General features: G+C 37.6%; 22 protein-coding genes. 16 read left to right on the top strand and 6 right to left on the bottom strand.

Features of this window, described 5'->3' with window-relative positions; all coding sequences use genetic code 11:
* Positions 1-7: 7 nt before the first annotated feature.
* Entirely contained in the window at positions 8-1168 is a 1161-nt protein-coding gene (locus tag F927_RS12415) for a site-specific integrase (RefSeq protein ID WP_005085395.1), read from the top strand.
* An 18-nt stretch (positions 1169-1186) separates the two neighbouring features.
* Here the strand turns inward: F927_RS12415 and F927_RS12410 are convergent, their stop codons facing one another.
* A complete protein-coding gene (locus F927_RS12410) occupies positions 1187-1465 on the bottom strand; it encodes a pyocin activator PrtN family protein (RefSeq protein ID WP_005085393.1) in 279 nt (92 codons plus the stop codon).
* Positions 1466-1684: 219 nt separating this feature from the next.
* A complete protein-coding gene (locus F927_RS12405; RefSeq protein ID WP_005085391.1) occupies positions 1685-2380 on the bottom strand; it encodes a hypothetical protein in 696 nt (231 codons plus the stop codon).
* A gap of 491 nt (positions 2381-2871) precedes the next feature.
* On the opposite strand from F927_RS12405, the gene F927_RS12400 reads away from it, so the two are divergent.
* Positions 2872-3819 (top strand): MobA/MobL family protein, encoded by a 948-nt coding sequence (locus F927_RS12400; RefSeq protein WP_005085388.1) that lies wholly within the window; start codon positions 2872-2874, stop codon positions 3817-3819.
* A gap of 92 nt (positions 3820-3911) precedes the next feature.
* Here the strand turns inward: F927_RS12400 and F927_RS12395 are convergent, their stop codons facing one another.
* From F927_RS12395 to F927_RS12385, 3 genes are all read right to left on the bottom strand, one after another.
* A complete protein-coding gene (locus tag F927_RS12395) occupies positions 3912-4760 on the bottom strand; it encodes a hypothetical protein (RefSeq protein WP_005085386.1) in 849 nt (282 codons plus the stop codon).
* The gene (locus F927_RS12390) at positions 4744-5091 is read right to left on the bottom strand and encodes a hypothetical protein (protein WP_005085384.1); all 348 of its coding nucleotides are present in this window, start codon (positions 5089-5091) and stop codon (positions 4744-4746) included. The genes F927_RS12395 and F927_RS12390 overlap by 17 nt, the downstream gene beginning before the upstream one ends.
* A gap of 507 nt (positions 5092-5598) precedes the next feature.
* A complete protein-coding gene (locus F927_RS12385) occupies positions 5599-5952 on the bottom strand; it encodes an antitoxin Xre-like helix-turn-helix domain-containing protein (protein ID WP_005085381.1) in 354 nt (117 codons plus the stop codon).
* Positions 5953-6809: 857 nt separating this feature from the next.
* Here F927_RS12385 and F927_RS12380 point away from each other — a divergent pair.
* The 14 genes from F927_RS12380 (at position 6810) to F927_RS17105 (ending at position 20647) form a co-directional block, all read left to right on the top strand.
* Entirely contained in the window at positions 6810-7418 is a 609-nt protein-coding gene (locus F927_RS12380; RefSeq protein WP_005085378.1) for a sortase family protein, read from the top strand.
* 30 nt (positions 7419-7448) lie between these two features.
* Positions 7449-9032, top strand: coding sequence for a CAP domain-containing protein (locus F927_RS12375; RefSeq protein WP_005085377.1), 1584 nt, complete (start codon positions 7449-7451; stop codon positions 9030-9032).
* Positions 9033-9055: 23 nt separating this feature from the next.
* Positions 9056-9817 (top strand): hypothetical protein, encoded by a 762-nt coding sequence (locus F927_RS12370; protein WP_005085375.1) that lies wholly within the window; start codon positions 9056-9058, stop codon positions 9815-9817.
* A 28-nt stretch (positions 9818-9845) separates the two neighbouring features.
* A complete protein-coding gene (locus F927_RS12365) occupies positions 9846-10229 on the top strand; it encodes a hypothetical protein (RefSeq protein ID WP_004885553.1) in 384 nt (127 codons plus the stop codon).
* A 115-nt stretch (positions 10230-10344) separates the two neighbouring features.
* The gene (locus F927_RS12360) at positions 10345-10647 is read left to right on the top strand and encodes a hypothetical protein (RefSeq protein ID WP_004885555.1); all 303 of its coding nucleotides are present in this window, start codon (positions 10345-10347) and stop codon (positions 10645-10647) included.
* Positions 10648-10960: 313 nt separating this feature from the next.
* Positions 10961-11416, top strand: a complete 456-nt coding sequence (locus tag F927_RS12355; RefSeq protein WP_005085372.1) for a hypothetical protein — start codon at positions 10961-10963, stop codon at positions 11414-11416.
* Positions 11417-11463: 47 nt separating this feature from the next.
* Positions 11464-12663: a TolC family protein gene (locus F927_RS12350; RefSeq protein WP_004885559.1), complete on the top strand. Its 1200-nt coding sequence runs from the start codon at positions 11464-11466 to the stop codon at positions 12661-12663.
* 10 nt (positions 12664-12673) lie between these two features.
* A complete protein-coding gene (locus F927_RS12345; RefSeq protein ID WP_004885562.1) occupies positions 12674-14149 on the top strand; it encodes an efflux RND transporter periplasmic adaptor subunit in 1476 nt (491 codons plus the stop codon).
* 14 nt (positions 14150-14163) lie between these two features.
* Positions 14164-17292, top strand: a complete 3129-nt coding sequence (locus F927_RS12340) for an efflux RND transporter permease subunit (RefSeq protein WP_005085369.1) — start codon at positions 14164-14166, stop codon at positions 17290-17292.
* Positions 17293-17303: 11 nt separating this feature from the next.
* Positions 17304-17675 carry a hypothetical protein gene (locus tag F927_RS12335; protein WP_004885566.1) on the top strand — a complete coding sequence of 124 codons (372 nt, stop codon included), beginning with the start codon at positions 17304-17306 and terminating at the stop codon, positions 17673-17675.
* A 5-nt stretch (positions 17676-17680) separates the two neighbouring features.
* Positions 17681-18394, top strand: coding sequence for a HupE/UreJ family protein (locus tag F927_RS12330; protein ID WP_004885567.1), 714 nt, complete (start codon positions 17681-17683; stop codon positions 18392-18394).
* A gap of 11 nt (positions 18395-18405) precedes the next feature.
* The gene (locus F927_RS12325; protein WP_004828381.1) at positions 18406-19044 is read left to right on the top strand and encodes a hypothetical protein; all 639 of its coding nucleotides are present in this window, start codon (positions 18406-18408) and stop codon (positions 19042-19044) included.
* 80 nt (positions 19045-19124) lie between these two features.
* Positions 19125-20432: an MFS transporter gene (locus tag F927_RS12320; protein WP_004885568.1), complete on the top strand. Its 1308-nt coding sequence runs from the start codon at positions 19125-19127 to the stop codon at positions 20430-20432.
* Positions 20433-20521: 89 nt separating this feature from the next.
* Positions 20522-20647 (top strand): YHYH domain-containing protein, encoded by a 126-nt coding sequence (locus F927_RS17105; RefSeq protein WP_016541229.1) that lies wholly within the window; start codon positions 20522-20524, stop codon positions 20645-20647.
* A 55-nt stretch (positions 20648-20702) separates the two neighbouring features.
* On the opposite strand, the gene chrA is transcribed toward F927_RS17105, so the two are convergent.
* Positions 20703-22055 carry a chromate efflux transporter gene (gene chrA, locus F927_RS12315; protein ID WP_004885570.1) on the bottom strand — a complete coding sequence of 451 codons (1353 nt, stop codon included), beginning with the start codon at positions 22053-22055 and terminating at the stop codon, positions 20703-20705.
* Position 22056: the final 1 nt, after the last annotated feature.

The following is a 22056-nucleotide window of genomic DNA, read 5'->3' as shown; positions in this document are numbered from 1 at the left end:
AATAGAAATGAGTACAATAACTAAGCGTGTTACATCCACTGGAGAGATTCGTTATCGAGCTTTGCTACAGATTCGTCGAGAAGAAGTAAATTATACCGAATCCAGAACATTTAGTAAAAAATCGCTTGCAGAAGCTTGGTTAAAAAAACGTGAAGTTGAATTGGAAGCAAATCCAGAATTATTACATCAAAATAAAAAGTCCCAGACCAAATCAAATCTGACCTTGGCTGAAGCAATGGAAAAATATCTTAATGAGGTCGCCAGTTTTGGACGTTCTAAACGTATGGGATTACGATTTTTATGTAACTGGCCGATTGGAAAAATAAAACTCAAGGATTTAAAAAGACAAGATTATAGCGCACATACGTTGCTTAGGAAAAAAGGTGTTCCGGAAATTGACGCTTTGCCAATCAAGGCCAGTACAGCATTGCAAGATTTACAATATATTAAATCTGTATTGAAGTATGCAGAACAAACGTGGGGTGAAAAAGTTGATATTAGTGAATTAGATAAGGCAATGGCTGGGCTGCGAGATGCACGCATTATTACAAAATCCGTAAAGCGTAGTAGATTAGTCACATCTGAAGAATTGCAGATATTAACGAATTATTTTTACAAGAAATGGAAACAAAGACGTACAGCGATTCCTGTACATCTGATTTTATGGTTTGCTATTTATAGTTGTCGTCGTGAAGCTGAAATTTCACGGTTGAAACTGAGTGATTATGATAAAAAGCATAAAGAGTGGTTGGTAAGAGATCTCAAAAATCCAAATGGCAGTAAAGGAAATGATAAATTCTTTGTCATTGATGAAAATACACAAAATGTAATTGATGAGTTGATGAAACCTGATATTCGGGAGCGGATGTTAAAATTAGGAGGGGATATAGATTTACTTATCCCGCTTAATCACAAATCATTTGCGGCGAGATGGCAACAAGGATTGAAGATGTTAGGAATTCAAGATTTACGTTTTCATGATTTGAGGCACGAAGGGGCGACCAGACTAGCAGAAAATGGTTTGACAATCCCTCAGCTACAACAACATACGCTACATGAGAGTTGGTCAAGTCTAGAGCGTTATGTACAAATCAGACGTCGAAATGATCGATTGGACTTTAAAGAAGCAATTCAGAATGCGGAAATTGCAATATCTAGTCGAAAATAAAAGAAGCTCGCATGATAATTATTCATGCAAACTTCTCCAGTCCTTAGCGGAAATTTGACTTTGTTTATAGAGATATATTGAAAATTCTTTTAAATCAACTAGATATGGTGATTTTTGAGAGTTGTCAGATTTAAAAACTGGGAAGGGCAAATCTTGACGAGAAGCACGTTTGTTCGCACTTTGTTTATTCATATGAGGAAAATAATCTTTCAAAATGATTTCAAGTTGAACAACAGGTGCTTGATAACGCATTGTTAGCATTGAATATAAAGTAAATTCTGAATTTAAACTATTCATTAATCTGCTCTGATGAAATAAGATCTGAGTTGAATTTATCAAATTAATTAAAAAAAAGATGAGATATGTTTAAAAAATCAAAAAAAAGACTTATTTTTTTTATTATATCAGTAAATAATCTTTTGTTTGTTTTTGGTAATAACAACGTCGACTGCTTAGCTCATTTAAAATAAATGAGCTAAACGTAACTGCTTTATCTTTTAATTTTAATTTTATTATTTATTTTTTAAAAGGATTCTTGTGGTTAGATAAAATAACATTTTTCTTGTCGTTAAAGCTTCTACCTTGCTCTGAAAATTTAAATTCTTTGATTTCTGATTCTAAAAACAGCTCTTTTCTAAAATAATTTTTTATTTGATAAAGCTCTATCATTTTAAGTGTATTCTCAAGATAATTCATTTCAATATTTTGTGATTTAAAAAATGATATAAGCACACTTCCTAAAAAAAATTTCTCATGATTCTCTTGCTTTCGATCTTTTATCTTTTGTTTTACTTGTCTATAAGAACTATGAAATGAATTTTTGATTTCATCATGTGCTTTTTGTTTTATTAAATCAGGAACTCTTCGATTGTAGTTTTTTAGCATCCTTAAGGCTATTTTTAATCTTTCATCAGTCTGAGAGAAAGGGTCTTCATATCCACTAAAATCAACAATGTCCTTTTCAATATCAGAGCGATCACTCTTTGCGATTGTGCAGATAGAGTCCATTAACTCTGCTAATCTGTTTAATTCTAAAACTTTATGATATTTATTCCTCAAATTTTTAATGTCTTCTTCTGTAAATTGATTTGCAGTTTTTGATCGAATCAATTGTAGTATTAACTCATCTGAATGAGTGCGTCTTGCTATCTGTTTTAAGTGCTTTTCAACACTTAAAATCATTTCATCTACTGTTAATCTAGCTCTAACCATTTTTTAAACCATCTGTATTTAAGAAAATGTTGGTATATCACAGAATCTTAAAAAAAATCGTCATATGTTGGGTTTTTCAAAAAAAACTACTCTTCTGTTAGTTTTGTTGCTGTTAATGGTGGGACAGATAAAAAATCTTTTTTGCGAATGCAAAAAAGATTTTTTATATCTCGTTTCCGTGTCTTTTAAATTTCGCTTCGCTCGCTTTAAAAGACACTTCTCCTCGTGCTGCGCAGCACTTTTAGTTTTAAGTAATTGATTATTAATTATTTTATGTGTTACTCATATTTTAGATTTACTGTTTCCACATACAAACAAAACACACAACTAAGTTATTGTTTTTATTATGTAAATTGAAATTATGGGAGTGGTATTGCTCATGCGTTTTAATTGAAAAATATTTTTTTTCATTTTTCTTCACGAAACGAATCATGAATTTTTAAAATTTTGTAGGATCCGATATTCCAATTAAATTGATATCGGAAGTAAAAATGTATTATTTTCATTTGAGTCACAACGTTAAAGGTGATGGTCAAATAAAATTGAGTGATGGTGATTCAAAGTATAGACTCTCAAAAAATGCATATCACTATATTACGCGTACTTTATATTTTTCAAAGCATAAAAGTGAGATTGAAGAACTTGAATATTGTGCATCCTATAATATGCCGATTTGGTCTGAAAATCATCCTGAAAAGTTTTGGTATGCAGCAGATAAATATACAAGTGAGACTAGACGAACCTCATCACATATTACAATCGCTTTGCCAAAAGAACTGGATAAAAATCGCCGTATAGAGTTGTCTGAAAGATTAATGCATGAGTTTTGTGGTCAATATAAAATGCCATCTACAATCGCAATTCATAATCATGTGGCTGAGCTCGATGGACAGTCAGAACAGCCACATTTACATTTATTATTTTCAGAAAAAAGTATGTTGGATAATATTCAACGTTCCCCAGAGCAGTTCTTTAAGCAATATCGTCAAAAAAATCCTGAAAAAGGAGGTGCATTAAAAATTACTGCGGATGTGCTTGGATTTGGTCGTAATATATTATTTCACTACCGAACACAAACTGAAAAAATAATAAATGAATTTTTAGAAAAATATGCACCCACAAAAATTATAGAAATTCATGGTATGGAAATCGAAGTGAGCAGTGCAGTATCGTGCTTATCTAATGAAGATTATAATAAAAAAAATGGAACCAATTTAAAAGATGTCCCACAAATTCCGAGGTCGTTACTCTATAGCACTGATCCTGAAGATCAAGATAAGGTAGCAGAATATAGAAAGAACATTTGGCAAATACGTCAAAACAACTTATGCGAACGCTATAAAAATGAGTATGAATTAGCCTTAGTTAGAAAACGTGAACAGGAAAACCAGAATAGACCACAACTTGTTCAATCTAAAAAATTTGATTTTGACTTCTAATATGTATTAGTTCAGCCTTTAATTAAATCAGTTGATCTGTCTATATACTTTCTATGGACGGATCAACTGAATTGGTCTTAGTGCAATTTGACCTATTTCTTAAAATAGTTTTCCATCTGTAATTGTTCAAGCGTATGCCATTGATAACGCTCATGTCCTGCAAAATTTTGTTTGATATATGCAATATGTTGAAGAATTCGCTTCTGATACTTTAACAGTTGTTGAATACGCTGATCATCATAATCAATATCTACCCGTTGTTGCCGCAGTGCTTGATAAAAGCAGCGGTAGTCCATATCCATATTTTTTAATATTTCCTTGGATGCCGCAGGGTGGAGTGGTTGGCTTAATCCAACTATTGAATAAGATTCACGCGTGACAAAGTCAGGGCGTATAAGGGATTCCTTTGCCACTTTTAATGTTGGTGCAAATGTATTTGATTTAACTTTGATATTTTGAAATGCCTGTTGAATTGAATTAATTAGTGCACTCGGTTGAATAGTATGTGCTGGTGCTGGCTTCTGCAAGCTGGGTGCAGCGACTGGAGCAGAAATGGGTGATTTCACTTTAGCCTGATGATCTTGTTGACTGTCGACTTTGATGAATTGTTTGAGTTTCTTATAGTTAATCGTATAGAAATTGGTTTGCAGCCATTTATTTTGTGCTAACTTTTCAATCACAAGAATCCCAGCTCGCTTTAACTTTGCAACAATTCGTTTGATTGTTGAGATGCTGTACACGCCAAGCGTGCTTTGCCACTGTTCATAACTATGGAACCAATATTTTTTTCCATTAAAGGTTTTTCCTTCGTTATTTTCTAAAAAGTAATGCAGCTTCTGTAAAAAATTGGCGGCAGCCACGCCAAACGCTTTTGCAAGCGTTGGCGAAGCAATCAGAGGATAGTCTCCAGAAATCAGGAGGTTATTATTGGTCTTGGACATGATTCGCCCCACGTAGCACACGTTGTGCACGTTCAATCATCTTGTGACGTTGATGTGTGCGGAATGCCCATAAAGAGGAGAAGTTATTATTTTGATTAAGCTTTCCGACTTTGAGAATTTGTTCATCATTCATTTCATGCATACATTCTCGAATGATTTGATGTGCTTGTTCAAGCTCTTTGAGCAAGGAATTTGCAGTATCAACAGCAATATAAAGATTGGCGAGTGTTTGACGCTGAGGATTTGAAATTGATTTGCCAAGTTCAACAATCAGTTGACCAGCTTGTTGTTTAGGTGTGCAAGAGTTTGCACCATGAAGAATTGCGTTCATAGTCGTTTCCTTGTGAGTAAGTTTATAAGGCTTACCAGCATCACTTTCCTACGGTGATGGTGGCAGCTTAACAGGAGTAGGAAATACCGCTCACAAGGTACGGCCAGCATAAAGCTGTCCTGTCAAGCCGCCATAACGACTGCTAAACAACAGGCAAAAAAATAGCCGCGAGTGCGACTGTATTTTGCACCTTGTGAATAATATCAGGTTCCTACGCCTGAACACAGATTTTGCTGTGTAGAGTTAGCTTAACTGGGTATCGCTTGAGCTGTCAACTCTGTGATTGGATCTTTTTACATATCTTAACATTAATTAATTTATTGATTCTGCTGAAGATATTTTTAATTTCTGACGGCTGGGAATTTGATTGTGAATCATGTTTGTGGTGGTTTGTTGAGCACAAATTTTAATCTTTGCTGTGTTTTTAACGGAAGTGATGCTAATGATGATCAGAATTTCTAATCAAGCAAATTGAAGCTGATTCGCTAAAAGAATGAGTTAAATAAATCATCGATTGTTTAGGGCTTCAACAACCATTAAGACTTTCTCTAAGCCTTCTCTGGTTTGAATTTGTTGAATCGGGATACCATCGGTTGCGGTATTGAATGCATTCATAAAATAATCAATCCATTCAGAATCATCGCCAGTGAGTGTTGATAAGCTTTGATAAAGACGAATCAGTAATAATCCAGCTTCACCATGTGCAGATGCGGGTTCTAATACAGCTGAGATTTCGATTTGGTTCATCGAAGCGAGATCGAGACCCATCACAGTAGCCAGTTGGGTTTGGCTAAGACCGAGTAAATCCGCGGTATTCAATACGGCTTCTGCTAAAACTGTTGCTGTACTGGCTGAGTTCATCCAAGCGACCTGCTGAGCTTTGCTGATTATTTATTCTATCTCATTTACAGGATATTACTGAAGAAGAGGGAACGTCAGTTTGATCGCTTTAAATCAGCCTGAGTAAATCGCAATCTTCTCATTAACAGCTCATTAGGCATTGATTCATCTCAATGCGTCGAATGTAAAAGCTGAGCTGCGCCGGATTTAATTCTTTATTTTATTGTTTTATTTTAATAGAGAACAACAGTCCATTTTAGCCTCATCCATCAAAGCAAAATGAGCCTATCGATCGGACGAATTTGACTCTATGGGAAAAATCAAAGACTTAATGCGATTACATTTGGTGAATCTGATTGTATAGATTTTAGTGCTTTGTAAAATTGACTAAAGCGCTGGATAAAATTAATATGGGCTCGCTGGCCTACATTGCCAGTCGGTTTTAGCAGACCGAATTCATCTAGCACATGACGTTTATATTTTTGGATATAAATTGAGTGTGGGAATCCTCTCGTCCCCCTTTTTTTCTATGGTAGGACGGAAGGGGGACACCTTTGGGTGTGCTGATTCCTAGATGATCAGTCTGCTAACCCCTTTTCGTTCTGCCACCATTATTTAGCAGTAATTGGTAGAACTTCTATAAACATCTAGGAGCTTCTTATGCTGTATCTGTCTTATTTAATTTGTGCCTCACCCCATGTTCAACCTTGTTGTGCTTTGCAACGAGGGCGATACGGCTAATTTTTATTATTCGTCTGTATTCAAACAATATTTTTACAAGAACAATCCAACGGTGGATGGCTAAGTCACGCCTATAAAATAAACCTTTTTATATCTGCTGGTGATTGTGCATTGCATTGAACATGCGGGAAATAACCATGACTGAATTAAGCAAACCCAAAATCATACCTATTGAACACCGTCCACAAAAATCTAAGCTATTTTTAAAGTGTGTGGTCTTGCCGATTGTGATCTTTCTGATCATTGGCAAAATCTTTTCCTTTGGTGCTTTCGGCTATATCTTCTTTGGATTTGACCTATTCTGGTTTGTGATCATTTACTACCTCTATCAATATGGAAATACCTATTTTGACGGAATGACCGAACAACTGAAACGTCAGGGTGAAACTTTTAATTATCAAAACCGTGGTGTCTGGATTAACTCTCAGGACAAAACCATCATCCTGTTTGATCAGCCTGATCAACGTCTAGTGAAATATCCTTTCGACTACATTACCTCTGTGGGTCATTACAATCTGGTTGAAGATCGCTTTAGAACGACAACCACGGTGATCAGTAACCCAATGATGGGAACTCATGTTAACCAACAAGTCCATCGGACACCGATGAAACGTGAGTTCCAAGTCAATATTGGCACACGAGATCCATTCAAACCGAATTACAGCCTAAAAGTTCTATTTCCATGGCGTAGTCCACAAATGGCCAGTGAAATCCGTCAATTATTATCGGCTGATCATTATCAATAACAACAATATAAAAATTTAAGGCAGTCAATCATGATGATTTCAAAATCGTTCATGCCATCAGTTCTAATGATGGCAATCAGTACAGCAATGGTCGGGTGTGGCGGTGGTTCGGGAGGAGAGTCCAGTTCATCCAATGGTGGTGGAACGGAAAATCCTAATAATGGCAGTACCAATCCTAAGCCTGTAACTTGTGCTGAAACTCAATATCTAGAAGAGGGGACATGTAGAAATAAGGCGCCGCAGAATATTCAGGCATTCTCATTGAGTAACCTGATCCAAGGTCAAAGCTATCCATTATCGCTGCAAACAGATCAAGGTCTAGTAGTAACGTTTAGCAGTAACACACCCAACATCTGTAGTGTAAGTGGCGGTGAACTTAAAGCGCATAAAGTCGGTCAGTGTAATCTGGTATTGACACAGGCAGGGACGGCAAAAGTTCTAGCACTGAATAGCAGCATGACCGTCAATGTGAGTTGTGCGGCTGAGCAATATCTAGAAAATAATGTGTGCGTGAATAAGCTCAAGCAAACCATTACCCCACTAAAAATCAAATATATCCTGACGGAGAGTGTGTATTCACTGGATACGGAATCCAGTGCCAAACTACCTGTCACGATTAGCAGCCTTTCTTCATCAACCTGTACCTATAGTCTGGGAGAACTCAAGGGGATTGGTGCGGGGGCATGTACCCTTAAACTCACCCAGGAGGGTGATACCAAAACACTGGCAGCAGAGAGCCTGACCATCAGTTTTGATGTATTTAAAGCTTCATCTATGAGCGAGGCACCCGATATCAACAACTGTTATGCAGGCAAGCTCAGTGCAAATTTTAGAAATGAATTTTTAAATGAAATCAATACGGTTCGTGCCTTGCATGGGCTGCCAAGTATTACATACGACTATGCCCATGAAGATGAGATGATGCAGACGGCGCTGATTCTTGCTGCAAACAACATCTTGACCCATTACCCAGAATCAAACACAAACTGCTATTCAGATATTGGTGCGGTAGGTGCAAGGACCAGTAGCCTTGAGATGGGGGTGAGACAGAATAAGAATGACTATTCACCTGCCGAAAGCATTACCAATATGGTGCATGATAAATTAAACCTTTTTGCTGGAGATGTGGGACATCGACTCTGGATGCTGAATCCTTTCTTACAAAAATCGGCGTATGGTTCAGTTAATGCGCCATCATTTAAAGATACCCGATTCCCTTATGTGGTCGGTACGTCCTACAAAGTGGTTTATCCCTTCGACAATCCAACCACTGCACCACTCGGTGTGATTGCCTATCCCTACCACAACTATCCAGCCAAATATTATATGGCGGGTTCAATTCTCTCGATTTCAGTTTTAACCGATCAAAAGAATTTCTTTGCCAATCGAAATGTGGATTACGCCAAAGCCACTGTTGTAGTCACTGAACGAAGTAGTGGAGCTAAACAGAAGATCAGCAATATACGCTATGAAAATATCGGTGTTCCCAACCATATCCAATTTAACTTCGACGATTTGAAACTGAACGTGATCTACGATGTCAAACTCAGCAATGTCTTGGTGAATGGTCAGCCTAAAGAATATTCCTACTGGTTTAACGTGAATGATCGGTAAGCGAAAATAAGGACAACAACAAAATGAGATGTATGATTAAAGAATTTCTTGTCACGAGTATCTCGCTGCTCATGATACACACCGCGACGGCTCAACCTATTTCTGCCTCATCTTTAACACTGGAGCAAGGCTTATCCTGTCTGGATTGGACTGAAAATGAACAATCTTTTAATAACCAACTGGCGTTGGGTGACAGGGCAGATATACCAACACCAGCGATCGCCAAACTTCAGAAACAATTTCAAAAGCAATATAGCAAGCAAGAGACGACCATTATCGATGATTCAGACGATGAAAATTTCTGTCAGGACTGCCCTGAAACAACCGTCTATCGTCCTAGAAACAAAAGCAATCCGATTCAACGCATTGAGACCTCAATGCATGTCAGTGTTGCAGGAGCAAGTACATCGATCTATCGTCGAGATGACATCGCCACAACTAAACAAAAAATTGAGAGCGGATTAAATATTAAATTCAGTCGCCATACAGGGCAGCAATTCAAAAGCTTTAAACAGCAGTGGGATAAAGCTTCTATGCATGATGATCAAAATAGAAGTAAAACCCAAAAAGTCTTTCAGCAATATCCACATTTAAAGGTCTTTAATGGCGAAGTCTTCCAAAATCAAAAGATCTATACACCCAAACAGATTTATATTTATAGCCAGCCCTATAAACGTGACACTTCTTATCTGAATGATATGATTGCTTTTATCAGTCTTTATGACAACCCAGTCAATTCTTCACAACACATTTTACAGTGTGGCTTTATTGACAATGTGTTTTAACTTCCAAATAAATAAAGAGTCAAATCAAATGAAAAAATTAATATTCGCAGGATTATGTTTAAGTCTTTCAACACTAGCTTGTGCTGGTGCAAAAGAAAGCCTAGTAGGAAAGCGTCTGGTCTTAGATTTGCCAGATACCGAATGTGCGGGATTATCTTTTGCCAAAAATGGTAAGGACGCAGCAATGTATGCCGAAATGGGGCAATGCCAAGATCCTTTACCACTTCGAGTAAAATGGCTAGATGACAAGACCTTTATTCTAATTGAGAAAGTACGAACGAATAATATTTCTCCACCACGTAGCTATTTATATAAAGTTCAAAGCGTTAATCAGCATTATGTAAAATTGACCCAGATATGGACGGGGTGGGGAGATTCAAAAGACGATACGCTAGGCTATTATTTTAAATAGCTTGATCTAAGGTAGGCTAAATATATAAAGCTAAAGCGATAATTGACCAGAGGTTTTTAAAACATGAATTACTACGCAGAGGATCCCTTCTAGATAATTTAAACTAGGAGGTAATATGCAAAAGCTGAAATTTCAGTACCAGCGCCCTGTAAAAATCGATCCTAATGATGGTATCCGAAAACGATATCCCCATATGAGGAATGCTTATTTTAAAAAGTTCAGTACATATCCAGAACGTAGTTTCTATTTTTTTCATTTGATCGAATATAAGGATTATCCTTTAAAACTTCGTGTTGCACGAGGTTCTGGTTTGCCAGAAGAATGGGATGATCTTCCATCTTCAGTCTACAAGGTAGCTAAAAGCTGGAAGCATAATTCCAAAAGAAAGCATCAGTACTTTAAAGAGGATGTTGCCTAAAATTTATTTTATCTAAAAATAAAGGAATAGTTTTTCCCTTATTTTTTGCTTAATGCCGAATTTAATAATTACATACTTATCTAGCAGTAGCGGATGATTTGACGACTGTAGAAAACTTAGCTCAAATTTAGCTTAATAGCTGCCCTAAAAAATGGGTAAGTATTAGATAGATCGGATTTGAGCTTATTCATACTCCTTTTGCTGATATTGGTAATAGTTTCGAACATATTCATTCTCAAATGTTGAGGAGAGAGATTTACTTTAATAAAACTTTTTAGTATTTTGTTAGCAAATCAGTAGTATTTCCATCGCTATGCGTTCAAGTAGGTTGTCTAAGCTTATACTCGCATTTATCCTGTTTTTGTTTACGATAACAATTACCGGAGTTCATGCGTGGGCGCCTGTCTTACTTGAGAATATTGAACACCAACATGAGTTAAGTATTGTCGTTGAGGATGATGCATCAAGTCATTGGTCTTTGCAGCATTATAGTGATTCTCTTAAAAACTCTACTGATCATGACGCTGAAGCACATAGCTGGAAGAACATTGATGAGCCAATTTATCATCATTCAGTAAAACCAATTTCTTCTGATAGTGATCTAAGCATAGATCCAGTCTTTATTCTGAGTTTCGCACTTCCACTAGTTTTATTCTTTTTCCAGCTTTTTGAAAAGCCTATTTATCGAGCCTTTTTAAAGCGGCGATCCCCTCTAGTATTTAGTAATTCTTATACCTACTCTAAAAACTTAATCGTCCTACATAATTGATTTTTCTATACAAAAATTAATTTTAATTTTTTTGTATAGGTAAAGTCATGTCTAAAAAATATCAGATATTTCTTACCTGTGGATTTGTAGCAACAGCAGCAAATGTATTCGCAGAAACGAATTATGCTGAACTACAAAAGCAGGTAATCGCAAGTGATGCTGTACTCAATAGCTTAAAGCAGTCCGAGCAAGCTTATGAAATTAATCAAAAGTTTGCTGGTAGATTAAATAATCCGACTTTCAATGTGGAGTTGGATAATCTCGGTAATTCTAAACTGAAGGATTTGGATGGCCCAACAACCTTATTGGGACTGTCACAAGAGATTCCTCTTAGTAATAAACTTTCCTTGAGAAAACAGATTGCGAGTTTTCAAGGTGATCGTAATCAGTTCGAAATAGCAAAGCGTCAGGCTGAACTCAAAGCAGATTTAAGAATCTGTATGGCGAATTGGTATGTAGCTACTCAGCGTGCTGAAATTTATTCTTCTGAGAGTAAATTGAATGCCAGACAAGCTAACGTTCTTTCCGAACGGCTTAAGTACGGGCGAGTAATTCCTTCCGATGCTCAGCTAAGCATAGCACTTTCATCTGAGTCGAAATTGCGCCATCAAAATGAAGTGAAGAAGATTCAGTTCCAGAAAAATCTGTGTTCTAAGTTCACTTCCAACCTGCCAAGTAATGCATTGGAGGTTCCGTTAAGCTTTAATTTCACAAACAAAATAAGTTTGTCTGAGCAAGAAGCAACGCTGAGTTCGAAGCTGAAAAAGACTCAGTTTGAACTGGCCCGCAAAGAAGCAATACCAGATATTACTTTGGGAGTCGGGGTTAGGAACTACCAAGAAACCAATGACAAAGTCTTCCAAGTTTCAACGTCAATACCCCTCAATATCTTTAATCGAAATAAGGGCAATATTGCGATTGCTCAAGCAGAGCATACGAAAGCAGAAACACAGTCTATGCTTTTGAGTCGTAACTCTAAAATTGAATTGGAAAACAAATCTATTGAGGTTTCCAATTTAATTGATGCGATTAAGCAATATGATCAAACCGTTTTGCCCGCAACAAATGAAAGCCTGCGAATTGCAGAGATGGGTTACCAAGCAGGGAAAAACTCTTTACTTGAGTTCAATAACATCAAGCAAATTTGGCTAGACAAACATCTTGCTCGATTCGATTTGTGGTTGGCTTTGCAGACAGAAATTGCAGAAGTCGAGCGCAACTACATTACTCATTTAGATCAAGAATAAGGGCAAGAATATGAATAAACAAACCAATACATTGATTGCAACTGGTGTCGTTGCCTTACTTATCGTCTTATGTGCTATTGCTTGGTATAAAACCGGTAATAAGACACAAGTGAGTGGACATGGTGAGGTCGCCGAAGAAAAAGTAGCTGTAGCTGGAGATGAGAAAGGACCTCACGGTGGTCGGTTGTATCGAGATGGAGATTTCTCTGCTGAGGTTAAGATATTTGAAGAAGGAGTGGAACCACACCTCCGTGTTTATGGGTATTTGAATGACAAGCCGCTTAAACCTGAAGACTTAAAAGCGAATATATACATTAAGCGTTTAGATGCTGAGCAAAATATTCAATTTAAACCAGAGAGTGATTACTTGATTGGAAATGAAATTGTCTATGAGCCACATTCGTTTTTAATGGTTGTAAATGTCGATTATCAAGGGAAAAAACATACTTGGAAGTGGGATACGAAAGAAGGTCGTGTCACCATGTTAGACAGTAGTATTAAGAGCAGTGGTTTAGAGCTCTTAAAAGTTGAACCAATGATGTTTGAAAATGCTTTGGAACTGAAAGGTGAGTTGAAGTTTCCTGATAATTTTGAAAGCCTTGTTGCACCAAAAGCCAGTGGAACACTGATAAAAACCTACCGTAATATTGGGGATAAAGTAAGTCAAGGAGACTTACTTGCTGTTGTCCAAAGCCAAGATTTAATTCGTTTGAATGCGGATCGTAAAGTTGCTTTGGATACTCTACAGTTTGCTCGACAAAAAATGGAACAAGAACGAGCATTATGGCAAAAGCGTGTATCACCTGAGATTGATTATATTTCTGCAAAGAGAGATTTTGATGCTGCTCAAACTCGTGCAAATGAGTTGAATAACTTAATAAGCTCTTATGGCGGTTCAGGTAATGGAACAGTTGAAGTTCGTGCAGCAATGTCAGGAACAATATTAGAAATCCTTGGTGCTGTTGGATCTAATGTAAGCTCTTCAACCCCTATTTTTAAAATCGCAAATACTTCGCAACTCTTGGCGGTAGTAAATGTTCCTGCTGACAAGCTTAATGCTATAAACCCTACAAACAGAGTCAAAGTTAAACCTCAAAGTCCGACAGGCACAGAAGAGGCATTGGGCAAGATCAAATATATTAGTGATGTCATCGATACTAAAACACGTACAGCGAAGGTATTTATTGAGATACCAAATCAGTTTAAGTGGCGTTCTGGACAGTTAATCACGGCTCAAATTTTTGAAAATCAAAGTCAAAAGCCAATGGTTGTACGTGAAGATGCGTTACAGAATTTCCGTGATTGGGACGTGGTATTCATTCGTGTTGGTAACGATTTTGAAGCTCGACCTCTGGAGCTTGGCGATAAATACAATGGGTATGTGGAAGTTAAATCTGGATTACGAATAGGACAGGTTTATGCCGCAGGAAATTCATATCTTTTAAAAGCAGAGCTAGGTAAATCTGGCGCTACTCATGACCATTAAGGGGAGTAGCGAATATGTTTGATCAGATTGTTAAACTCTCGATTAAGAATCGTTGGCTTGTACTCATCGTATTCCTATTTGTCGGTGCATTGGGGGCTTATAACTATTTTAAGCTACCAATTGATGCTGTTCCCGATATTACGAATGTACAAGTTCAGATTAATAGTGAAGCTCAAGGACTCTCTCCAATGGAGATGGAGTCTCAGGTGACTTATCCTATTGAAACGGCTTTGGCTGGTATTCCAAATTTAGACTATACCCGATCAGTCTCTCGGTATGGCCTGTCACAAGTGACGGCAATTTTCAAAGAAGGGACGGATATTTATTTTGCCCGACAATTAGTGAATGAGAAGCTACAAGGGGTGACACCAAATCTTCCCGTTGGAATTGCAACTTCTATGGGGCCTGTTTCTACAGGACTTGGCGAAATCTTCATGTATACCGTTGAAAATGCCAAGAACAATCCTAATCCACTTTCACCAACGGAATTACGCACCTTACAAGACTGGGTGATTAAACCTCAGCTTCGAAATGTAGAGGGTGTTAATGAAATCAATACCATTGGTGGTTATCTCAAACAATTTGTAGTTCAACCTGATTATGCTTATTTACGTAGCATAGGGCTGGATCAGAAGGCGATTTTAGAGGCTATCTCTAAGAACAGCATGAATAAAGGCTCGGGGTATATTGAGAAAAATGGTGAACAGTATTTGATTCGTTCTGATTCTCAAATTAACTCAATTGAGCAAATCCAGAATATCCCGATTACGACGAGCAATGGTTATATCCTCAGATTGAAAGATGTTGCCAAAATATCTATTGGTCACGAATTACGTACAGGTGCCGCAACTAAAGATGGGCAAGAAATTGTACTGGGTACAGCATTCATGCTTATCGGTGAGAACTCACGAAATGTTGCTCATGCTGTTGATCAAAAACTACAGCAAGTTCAAAAATCATTACCAGAAGGTGTAGAAGCAAAAGCGGTCTATAACCGTACAACTTTGGTTGATGCAACGATACAGACGGTGAAAAAGAATCTTTTAGAAGGTGCGATTCTAGTAATCGTTGTTCTGTTTGTATTTCTTGGTCATTTCCGTACTGCGCTGATTACAGCTCTAGTTATTCCATTATCCATGCTGATGACAATCACAGGTATGGTGAACCAAAAAATTAGTGCAAACCTTATGAGTCTTGGGGCACTAGATTTCGGGATTATTGTAGATGGTGCTGTTGTAATTGTTGAGGCTTCCTTAGCAAAGTTGGCAATTAAACAAAAAGAGCTTGGGCGAGTTTTAACAAGGCAAGAACGCTTTACGACTGTGTTTGAGGCGACTAAAGAATCCCGCAAAGCGATTCTCTATGGTCAATTGATCATTATCTTGGTGTATCTACCTGTAATGACTTTGACTGGTGTTGAAGGAAAGATGTTTACACCAATGGCTGCAACAGTGGTTATGGCTTTAGTGGCAGCAATGATACTTTCAATTACGTTTGTCCCTGCAATGGTGGCATTGGTCACTACCGGTGAAATTAAAGAAGAAGAGTCAAAAATCGTTCATGGTATCAAAAGGTTTTATAACCCAATTTTAGATTGGTCTTTAAATCACAGATATTTGCTAATTGCTTTTGTCTCTATTTTCTTTGTTTTTAGTGCAAGTCTTTCGACTCGTTTAGGTTCAGAGTTTATACCTTCCTTGGATGAGGGAGATGTGGCACTACATGCTTTGCGTATCCCTGGCACGTCGTTGACTCAAGCAATTGAAATGCAATACACGTTAGAAAAAGAGATTAAGAAAATTCCAGAAGTTCAGACTATTTTTGCCAAAGTAGGGACTGCTGAAATTGCGACTGATCCTGTTCCACCTAACGTTGCAGATAACTTTGTCATGCTGAAACCTCGTAGTCAGTGGCCTAATCCTGATAAGGAAAAGTCTGCGGTTGTTGCTGAAATTGAACGCGTATCTAAAGGCGTATATGGAAACAATTATGAGTTTACACAGCCGATTCAAATGCGTTTTAACGAACTTATTTCAGGTGTCAGAACCGATGTTGCCGTAAAAATTTATGGTGATGATTTGGAACAGTTACTTGAATCAGCAAACGCTGCCGCTAAGATTTTAGAGGGAGTCAATGGTACTGCTGATCTTAAAGTCGAACAGATGTCTGGTTTACCCATGGTTTCTGTTGAGCTGAAAAAAGACATGATTGCCAACTATGGGCTTGATGCAGAGGATGTGCAAAAACAGGTTTCTAGTCTAATTACAGGCGAGACAGCAGGTAAGGTGTTTGAAGGAGATCGAAAGTTCGACATTGTGGTACGCATGGACCAAAACTCGGTAACAGACCTAGAGAAGCTTTATCAGATTCCTGTGAGTTTAGCTGATGGTTCGAGTGTTCTTTTATCAGAATTGATCGAGTTAAAAAATGTTCAAGGACCAAACCAGATTTCTCGCGAAAATGGTAAACGTCGTATCGTCATTACAGCAAATGTTCGTGGAACTGATATTGGTAGTTACATTTCAGAAGCACAATCTAAGCTGACTGCTGATTTTAAATTACCAGATGGTTATTGGCTGACTTGGGGCGGTACGTTTGAGCAAATGGAATCTGCTTCAAATCGTCTTATGGTTGTAGTACCGATTGCTTTAATTCTGATCTTTGCCATGATCTATATGGCTTTAGGTAATGTTAGAAACAGTATCTTGGTATTCACAGGTGTGCCATTTGCACTAACAGGTGGTGTGATTGCTTTAGCACTACGTGATATCCCATTCTCCATTTCTGCGGCTGTGGGTTTCATTGCCTTATCGGGTGTTGCTGTGCTGAATGGTTTGGTTCTTGTTTCAGCCATTCAGCGACTTAGAGTTCAAGGTGAAAGTGTCATTGATGCAGTGAAACATGGTGCAATGGAAAGACTCCGTCCCGTGTTGATTACAGCTTTGGTCGCTTCATTAGGTTTTATTCCGATGGCCTTAAACGTAGGCATTGGCTCTGAAGTTCAGCGCCCAATTGCAACTGTCGTTATTGGTGGGATTATTTCATCAACCTTACTGACTTTGATTATTTTGCCAACCTTATATGTGTGGTTTAACCAAGGTAGGTCAAGAAAATCAAACGATGCTGCTGAACAGGTTGTTTAGGGGCATCTTTAATGACAAATATATTGCGAGATAAACAAAGCAAATTTGTGATGATGTGGCTAGTCTGCATGATCAGTCTCGCTTTATGTTTGCACTTTAATGAGCATGTAACTGTAAATGAATTTCAGAGACACGTTTCAATTGATGCAATTCACTCTCACCATCATGAGATAAGTCAACAACATTCACATAGTCACCAAGATAATTACTATGAACATTTTGTTGGCTATGACGCACTTAAATCGACCGCTTTAGCCCATCTCTTAAAGGGGATATCGATTCTAGATTGGTCAAAAGAATATGTTTATCTGATGGTGAGTCGTATTTTTAAACCGCCCAAAAAGTTAATGGATTTTCAATTCATTTTAAATTTTGGAGTTTGATATACATGCAAATTATTGCTTCACACATTGTGAAATTAAGTGCTTACATAAAGCTATTACTTGCTTTATTCATTACATTGGTAAGTCCTACACTTTTTGCTCATGGAGTAGCAGAAGGTGATAAGGGCTATATTCAAGAAATTTATGGCGTTCAAGTAATTCCATTCATCTATTTGGGTGCGAAGCATATGGTCACTGGATATGACCATCTATTATTTCTTGTTGGCATTATCTTCTTTTTATATCGAATGAAAGATATCGGCTTATACGTCAGCCTATTTGCACTTGGGCATTCGATTACGATGCTGGTAGGTGTTTATTACAACATCTCGATAAACGCCTACATCATCGATGCAATCATTGGTTTTTCAATTGTTTATAAGGCTCTTGATAACTTGGGGGCTTATCAACGTTGGTTTGGTTTTCAACCAAACACGAAAATCGCGACTTTAATTTTTGGTCTGATTCATGGTTTTGGACTCGCAGTAAAAATTCAGGAATATGAAGTTCCGAGTGATGGACTGTTGGCAAATTTAATCTCATTCAATATTGGGGTTGAATTAGGTCAGTTTATGGCTCTGTGCATCATCTTGTTATTAATGACGTTTTGGAGAAAGACACCTTATTTCTTTAAAACAGCTTATCAAAGCAATGTCTTCCTCATGTTTCTCGGTTTTTTACTTGTTGGCTATCAACTTACTGGCTTCATTACTCAATAAGGATCTAAATTATGTATAACGCTGAAATTCCAAAAGATATCGAATTACCTTCATCAAAAAAGTTAATTAAATCAACAGCAATTGCTGCCGTAAGTGCTGTTGTTGTGCTAGTTACCTGTGTCATGCCTGCGGAGTATGCAATTGATCCGACAGGTATGGGTAAAGTGCTTGGTTTAACGAAAATGGGAGAAATCAAACAATCACTAGCTGAAGAGTCAGAAAATGGTATCAATGCTGCACAGGCAGTGAATAGTGTTGAACAAATATCAGTGGAAACTTCGACTCAAACGGCAGCTGATAATGCTCAAATGATTATGCCTGCTATTAATAAAGAGAGCATTAGTATTGAGCTTAAACCGGGCCAAGCAACCGAAGTGAAACTGACAATGCCACAAAGTGCAAGTGTCAACTTTGATTGGAAAGCAGTAGGAGGCGGTCTTAACTATGATACTCATGGTGATCCAGTGAATGCTCCTAAAGGGTTCTATCATGGCTATGGTAAAGGAAAGAATGAGACAACTCAGCAGGGCGTCTTAAAGGCAGCTTTTGATGGCAAACATGGTTGGTTCTGGCGTAACCGTACTGAAAATCCAGTGACTGTAACTCTACTTGTAGAAGGGCAGTTTAGTGAAATGAAGAAAGTCTTTTAAGTTTTGATCAATCTCCTTGGAATAATATTCCAAGGAGATTCAATTGCTAAAGAAGTCAGGTTCTAAAAGGAATCCATAAGATGCTAGAAGTACTAAAAAACACAACATATCGGCATTTGTTTTTGGCCCAAGTAATAGCGCTAATCGGAACGGGGTTAATCACAATCGCCCTAGCTTTACAGGCATACGATATTGCAAAGGGAGACGCAGCCCAAGTTCTCGGTATTGCATTGGCAATTAAGATGATTGCTTATATCGGTGTAGCACCTATAGCATCTGCATTTGCTGAGAGATTACCAAGAAAACAAGTATTGGTTGGACTAGATGTTATTCGAGCATTAACAGCATTGTGTCTACCGTTTGTGACGCAAATTTGGCAAATTTATATTCTCATTTTTATTTTGCAATCTGCTTCTGCTGCATTTACACCAACATTTCAGGCAATGATTCCAGATGTTCTTCCTGAAGAAAAAGACTATACCAATGCTTTGTCATTGTCTCGCTTAGCCTATGATTTGGAAAATATTATCAGTCCAATGCTGGCAGGTTTCTTACTCACTGTCATGAGCTACCATAATCTGTTTTTAGGAACAGTATTGGGTTTTATCGGTTCTGCTTTGTTTGTAGTAAGTGCAAAATTACCAGTTGCCAAAGTACCTGAATTTAGAGGTGTTTATAGTCGTATAAAGCAGGGAGCTAAAATTTATTTTAATACGCCAAGACTTAAGGCTTTGCTTGCTTTAAATCTAGCAATTGCATCGGCGAGTGCGGTTGTGATTGTAAATACTGTTGTACTGGTTCAATCGACATTTAAACTTACTGAAAATGCAACGACATGGGCATTTGGTTTATTTGGTCTTGGATCAATGTTATCGGCTTTTGTTTTGCCAAAGATATTGGATAAATTTCCTGATCGATCAGTTATGTTGACTGGTACAACAATTCTTGTAATCGGGCTGTTAAGTGGTTATTTCATTACATCCTATAATGGTTTGCTTGCACTCTGGTTTGTACTTGGTATTGGATATTCTGTTTCACAAACACCTACAGGCCGTTTAATTCGCAAGTCTGCATCGAGTGAGAATAGAACGTCATTGTTTGCTGCCCAATTTGCTTTCTCTCATGCTTGTTGGTTAATTACTTATCCATTAGTTGGATGGTTAAGTACCAATATAGGCACATTACAGACTTTTATTCCGATGGCTGTTATTGCGATTATTGCTCTCATTCTTGCATTACGTTTATGGACAACTAAAGATGAAGATTTTCTAGCACATAGCCATGATGATTTACCCGCAGACCACGATCATGTGGTTCAGCACCAAGTCAATGGTGTACATGTGCATGAGTATGTGATTGATGACTATCATCAAAAGTGGCCTAAATAATTCTTTTCGACTAATGGCTTAGAAGTAACCCGTTTATTTGTTGTACAATTTCAAACTTGTTTTATCGTTCAATAAAAAAGGTGAACAACATGAAAAAACTAATCTTTGTATGTTTAATGGGGCTTGCGGTAACAAATGCTTTTGCTCATTCAGGTGGTACGGATTCTTCAGGCTGCCATACGAATAGCAAGACAGGGGATCGTCACTGCCACTAATGGTACAAAAAAGGAAGCTTAGCTTCCTTTTTTATTAAGAAATAAAACTATAAGTTTATGCACCAATATATAGAATCAAGCCACAGAATGCAGAGGCAAAAATCACATACATGACTTTGACTTCAAAATGGAACAAGGCGATGAATGCTGCAATTGCAATGAATGCGGCTTCATAGTTGAAAGAATGGTTGAATCCATTGGGCCATAAAACGTGATAACTGAAGAAGAGTGCTAAATTCAATATTACTCCTACAACAGCAGCAGTAATTGCAGTCAAAGGTGCAGTAAACTTTAATTCATTGTGTGTTGATTCAATCACTGGGGCGCCAGCTAGAATGAAAATGAAAGAAAATAGAAACGTAAACCAAGTAACAATGACAGCACCTAAGGCACCTGCTAAAAATACATGATCACTTCCTAAAAGTGCATGATTAAAGCCACCTAAAAATCCGACAAATGCAACAACCATAATCAGTGGGCCGGGTGTACTTTCACCTAGTGCTAAACCATCGATCATTTGTGTTGGACTCAACCAACCATAAAAATTTACAGCACCTTGATACACGTAAGGTAATACCGCATAAGCTCCACCAAATGTTAGCAGTGCCGCTTTAGTAAAGAACCAAGCCATTTGTGTATAGGCATGCTCCCATCCCAAGGTAAGAGTCAAACCTATAATGGGTGTAAACCATAAAATTGCACCGATAAATAAAATTTTTCCTAAGTGCTTCCAACTAAATATGGCATGTTCTGGGGTTGGAGTATCATCATCAATTAATGCTGGACCATAATCTTTTTTACCTTGCTGATGTGAACTTCCACCAGTAAAAAAGCTTGGATATTTTTTACTTGCCAAGTATCCAATGATTGCAGCGCTTAGAACAATTAAAGGAAACGGAAGGTTAAAGAAAAAGATAGCAACGAATGCAAGTGCAGCAATTGCCCATAAAAACTTATTCTTTAATGATCGGCTGCCAATCCGGTAAGTTGCATGAAAGACAATAGCAACAACAGCTGGTTTGATTCCATAAAAGAGACCAGCAATGATAGGAACATCACCAAACTTTACATAGACCCATGAAAGGGCGATCAGGATAAATAAAGAAGGTAAAACGAATAAGACACCAGCAACAATACCACCTATAGTCCTGTGCATTAACCAACCTATGTAGGTTGCTAATTGTTGAGCTTCAGGTCCGGGTAATAACATGCAGTAGTTGAGAGCGTGTAAGAAACGTTTTTCAGAAATCCAACGTTTTTGTTCAACGAGTTCTTGGTGCATGACAGCGATTTGTCCTGCTGGCCCACCAAAACTAATGAACCCCAATTTCAGCCAGAATAGAAATGCTTGCCAAAATGAAATTGACTGTATTTCTTGTTCTGGTTCTATAACAAGTTCTTGTTCCATG

The organism is Acinetobacter haemolyticus CIP 64.3 = MTCC 9819, from assembly GCF_000369065.1.
Classification (GTDB): Bacteria; Pseudomonadota; Gammaproteobacteria; order Pseudomonadales; family Moraxellaceae; genus Acinetobacter; species Acinetobacter haemolyticus.
This window is presented reverse-complemented; position numbering and strand designations above follow the sequence as displayed.

Coding starts and splice junctions, on each gene's coding strand:
- F927_RS12415 (WP_005085395.1), top strand. CDS start 8: ATGAGTACAATAACTAAGCGTGTTACATCCACTGGAGAGATTCGTTAT.
- F927_RS12410 (WP_005085393.1), bottom strand. CDS start 1,465: ATGAATAGTTTAAATTCAGAATTTACTTTATATTCAATGCTAACAATG.
- F927_RS12405 (WP_005085391.1), bottom strand. CDS start 2,380: ATGGTTAGAGCTAGATTAACAGTAGATGAAATGATTTTAAGTGTTGAA.
- F927_RS12400 (WP_005085388.1), top strand. CDS start 2,872: ATGTATTATTTTCATTTGAGTCACAACGTTAAAGGTGATGGTCAAATA.
- F927_RS12395 (WP_005085386.1), bottom strand. CDS start 4,760: ATGTCCAAGACCAATAATAACCTCCTGATTTCTGGAGACTATCCTCTG.
- F927_RS12390 (WP_005085384.1), bottom strand. CDS start 5,091: ATGAACGCAATTCTTCATGGTGCAAACTCTTGCACACCTAAACAACAA.
- F927_RS12385 (WP_005085381.1), bottom strand. CDS start 5,952: ATGAACTCAGCCAGTACAGCAACAGTTTTAGCAGAAGCCGTATTGAAT.
- F927_RS12380 (WP_005085378.1), top strand. CDS start 6,810: ATGACTGAATTAAGCAAACCCAAAATCATACCTATTGAACACCGTCCA.
- F927_RS12375 (WP_005085377.1), top strand. CDS start 7,449: ATGATGATTTCAAAATCGTTCATGCCATCAGTTCTAATGATGGCAATC.
- F927_RS12370 (WP_005085375.1), top strand. CDS start 9,056: ATGAGATGTATGATTAAAGAATTTCTTGTCACGAGTATCTCGCTGCTC.
- F927_RS12365 (WP_004885553.1), top strand. CDS start 9,846: ATGAAAAAATTAATATTCGCAGGATTATGTTTAAGTCTTTCAACACTA.
- F927_RS12360 (WP_004885555.1), top strand. CDS start 10,345: ATGCAAAAGCTGAAATTTCAGTACCAGCGCCCTGTAAAAATCGATCCT.
- F927_RS12355 (WP_005085372.1), top strand. CDS start 10,961: ATGCGTTCAAGTAGGTTGTCTAAGCTTATACTCGCATTTATCCTGTTT.
- F927_RS12350 (WP_004885559.1), top strand. CDS start 11,464: ATGTCTAAAAAATATCAGATATTTCTTACCTGTGGATTTGTAGCAACA.
- F927_RS12345 (WP_004885562.1), top strand. CDS start 12,674: ATGAATAAACAAACCAATACATTGATTGCAACTGGTGTCGTTGCCTTA.
- F927_RS12340 (WP_005085369.1), top strand. CDS start 14,164: ATGTTTGATCAGATTGTTAAACTCTCGATTAAGAATCGTTGGCTTGTA.
- F927_RS12335 (WP_004885566.1), top strand. CDS start 17,304: ATGACAAATATATTGCGAGATAAACAAAGCAAATTTGTGATGATGTGG.
- F927_RS12330 (WP_004885567.1), top strand. CDS start 17,681: ATGCAAATTATTGCTTCACACATTGTGAAATTAAGTGCTTACATAAAG.
- F927_RS12325 (WP_004828381.1), top strand. CDS start 18,406: ATGTATAACGCTGAAATTCCAAAAGATATCGAATTACCTTCATCAAAA.
- F927_RS12320 (WP_004885568.1), top strand. CDS start 19,125: ATGCTAGAAGTACTAAAAAACACAACATATCGGCATTTGTTTTTGGCC.
- F927_RS17105 (WP_016541229.1), top strand. CDS start 20,522: ATGAAAAAACTAATCTTTGTATGTTTAATGGGGCTTGCGGTAACAAAT.
- chrA (WP_004885570.1), bottom strand. CDS start 22,055: ATGGAACAAGAACTTGTTATAGAACCAGAACAAGAAATACAGTCAATT.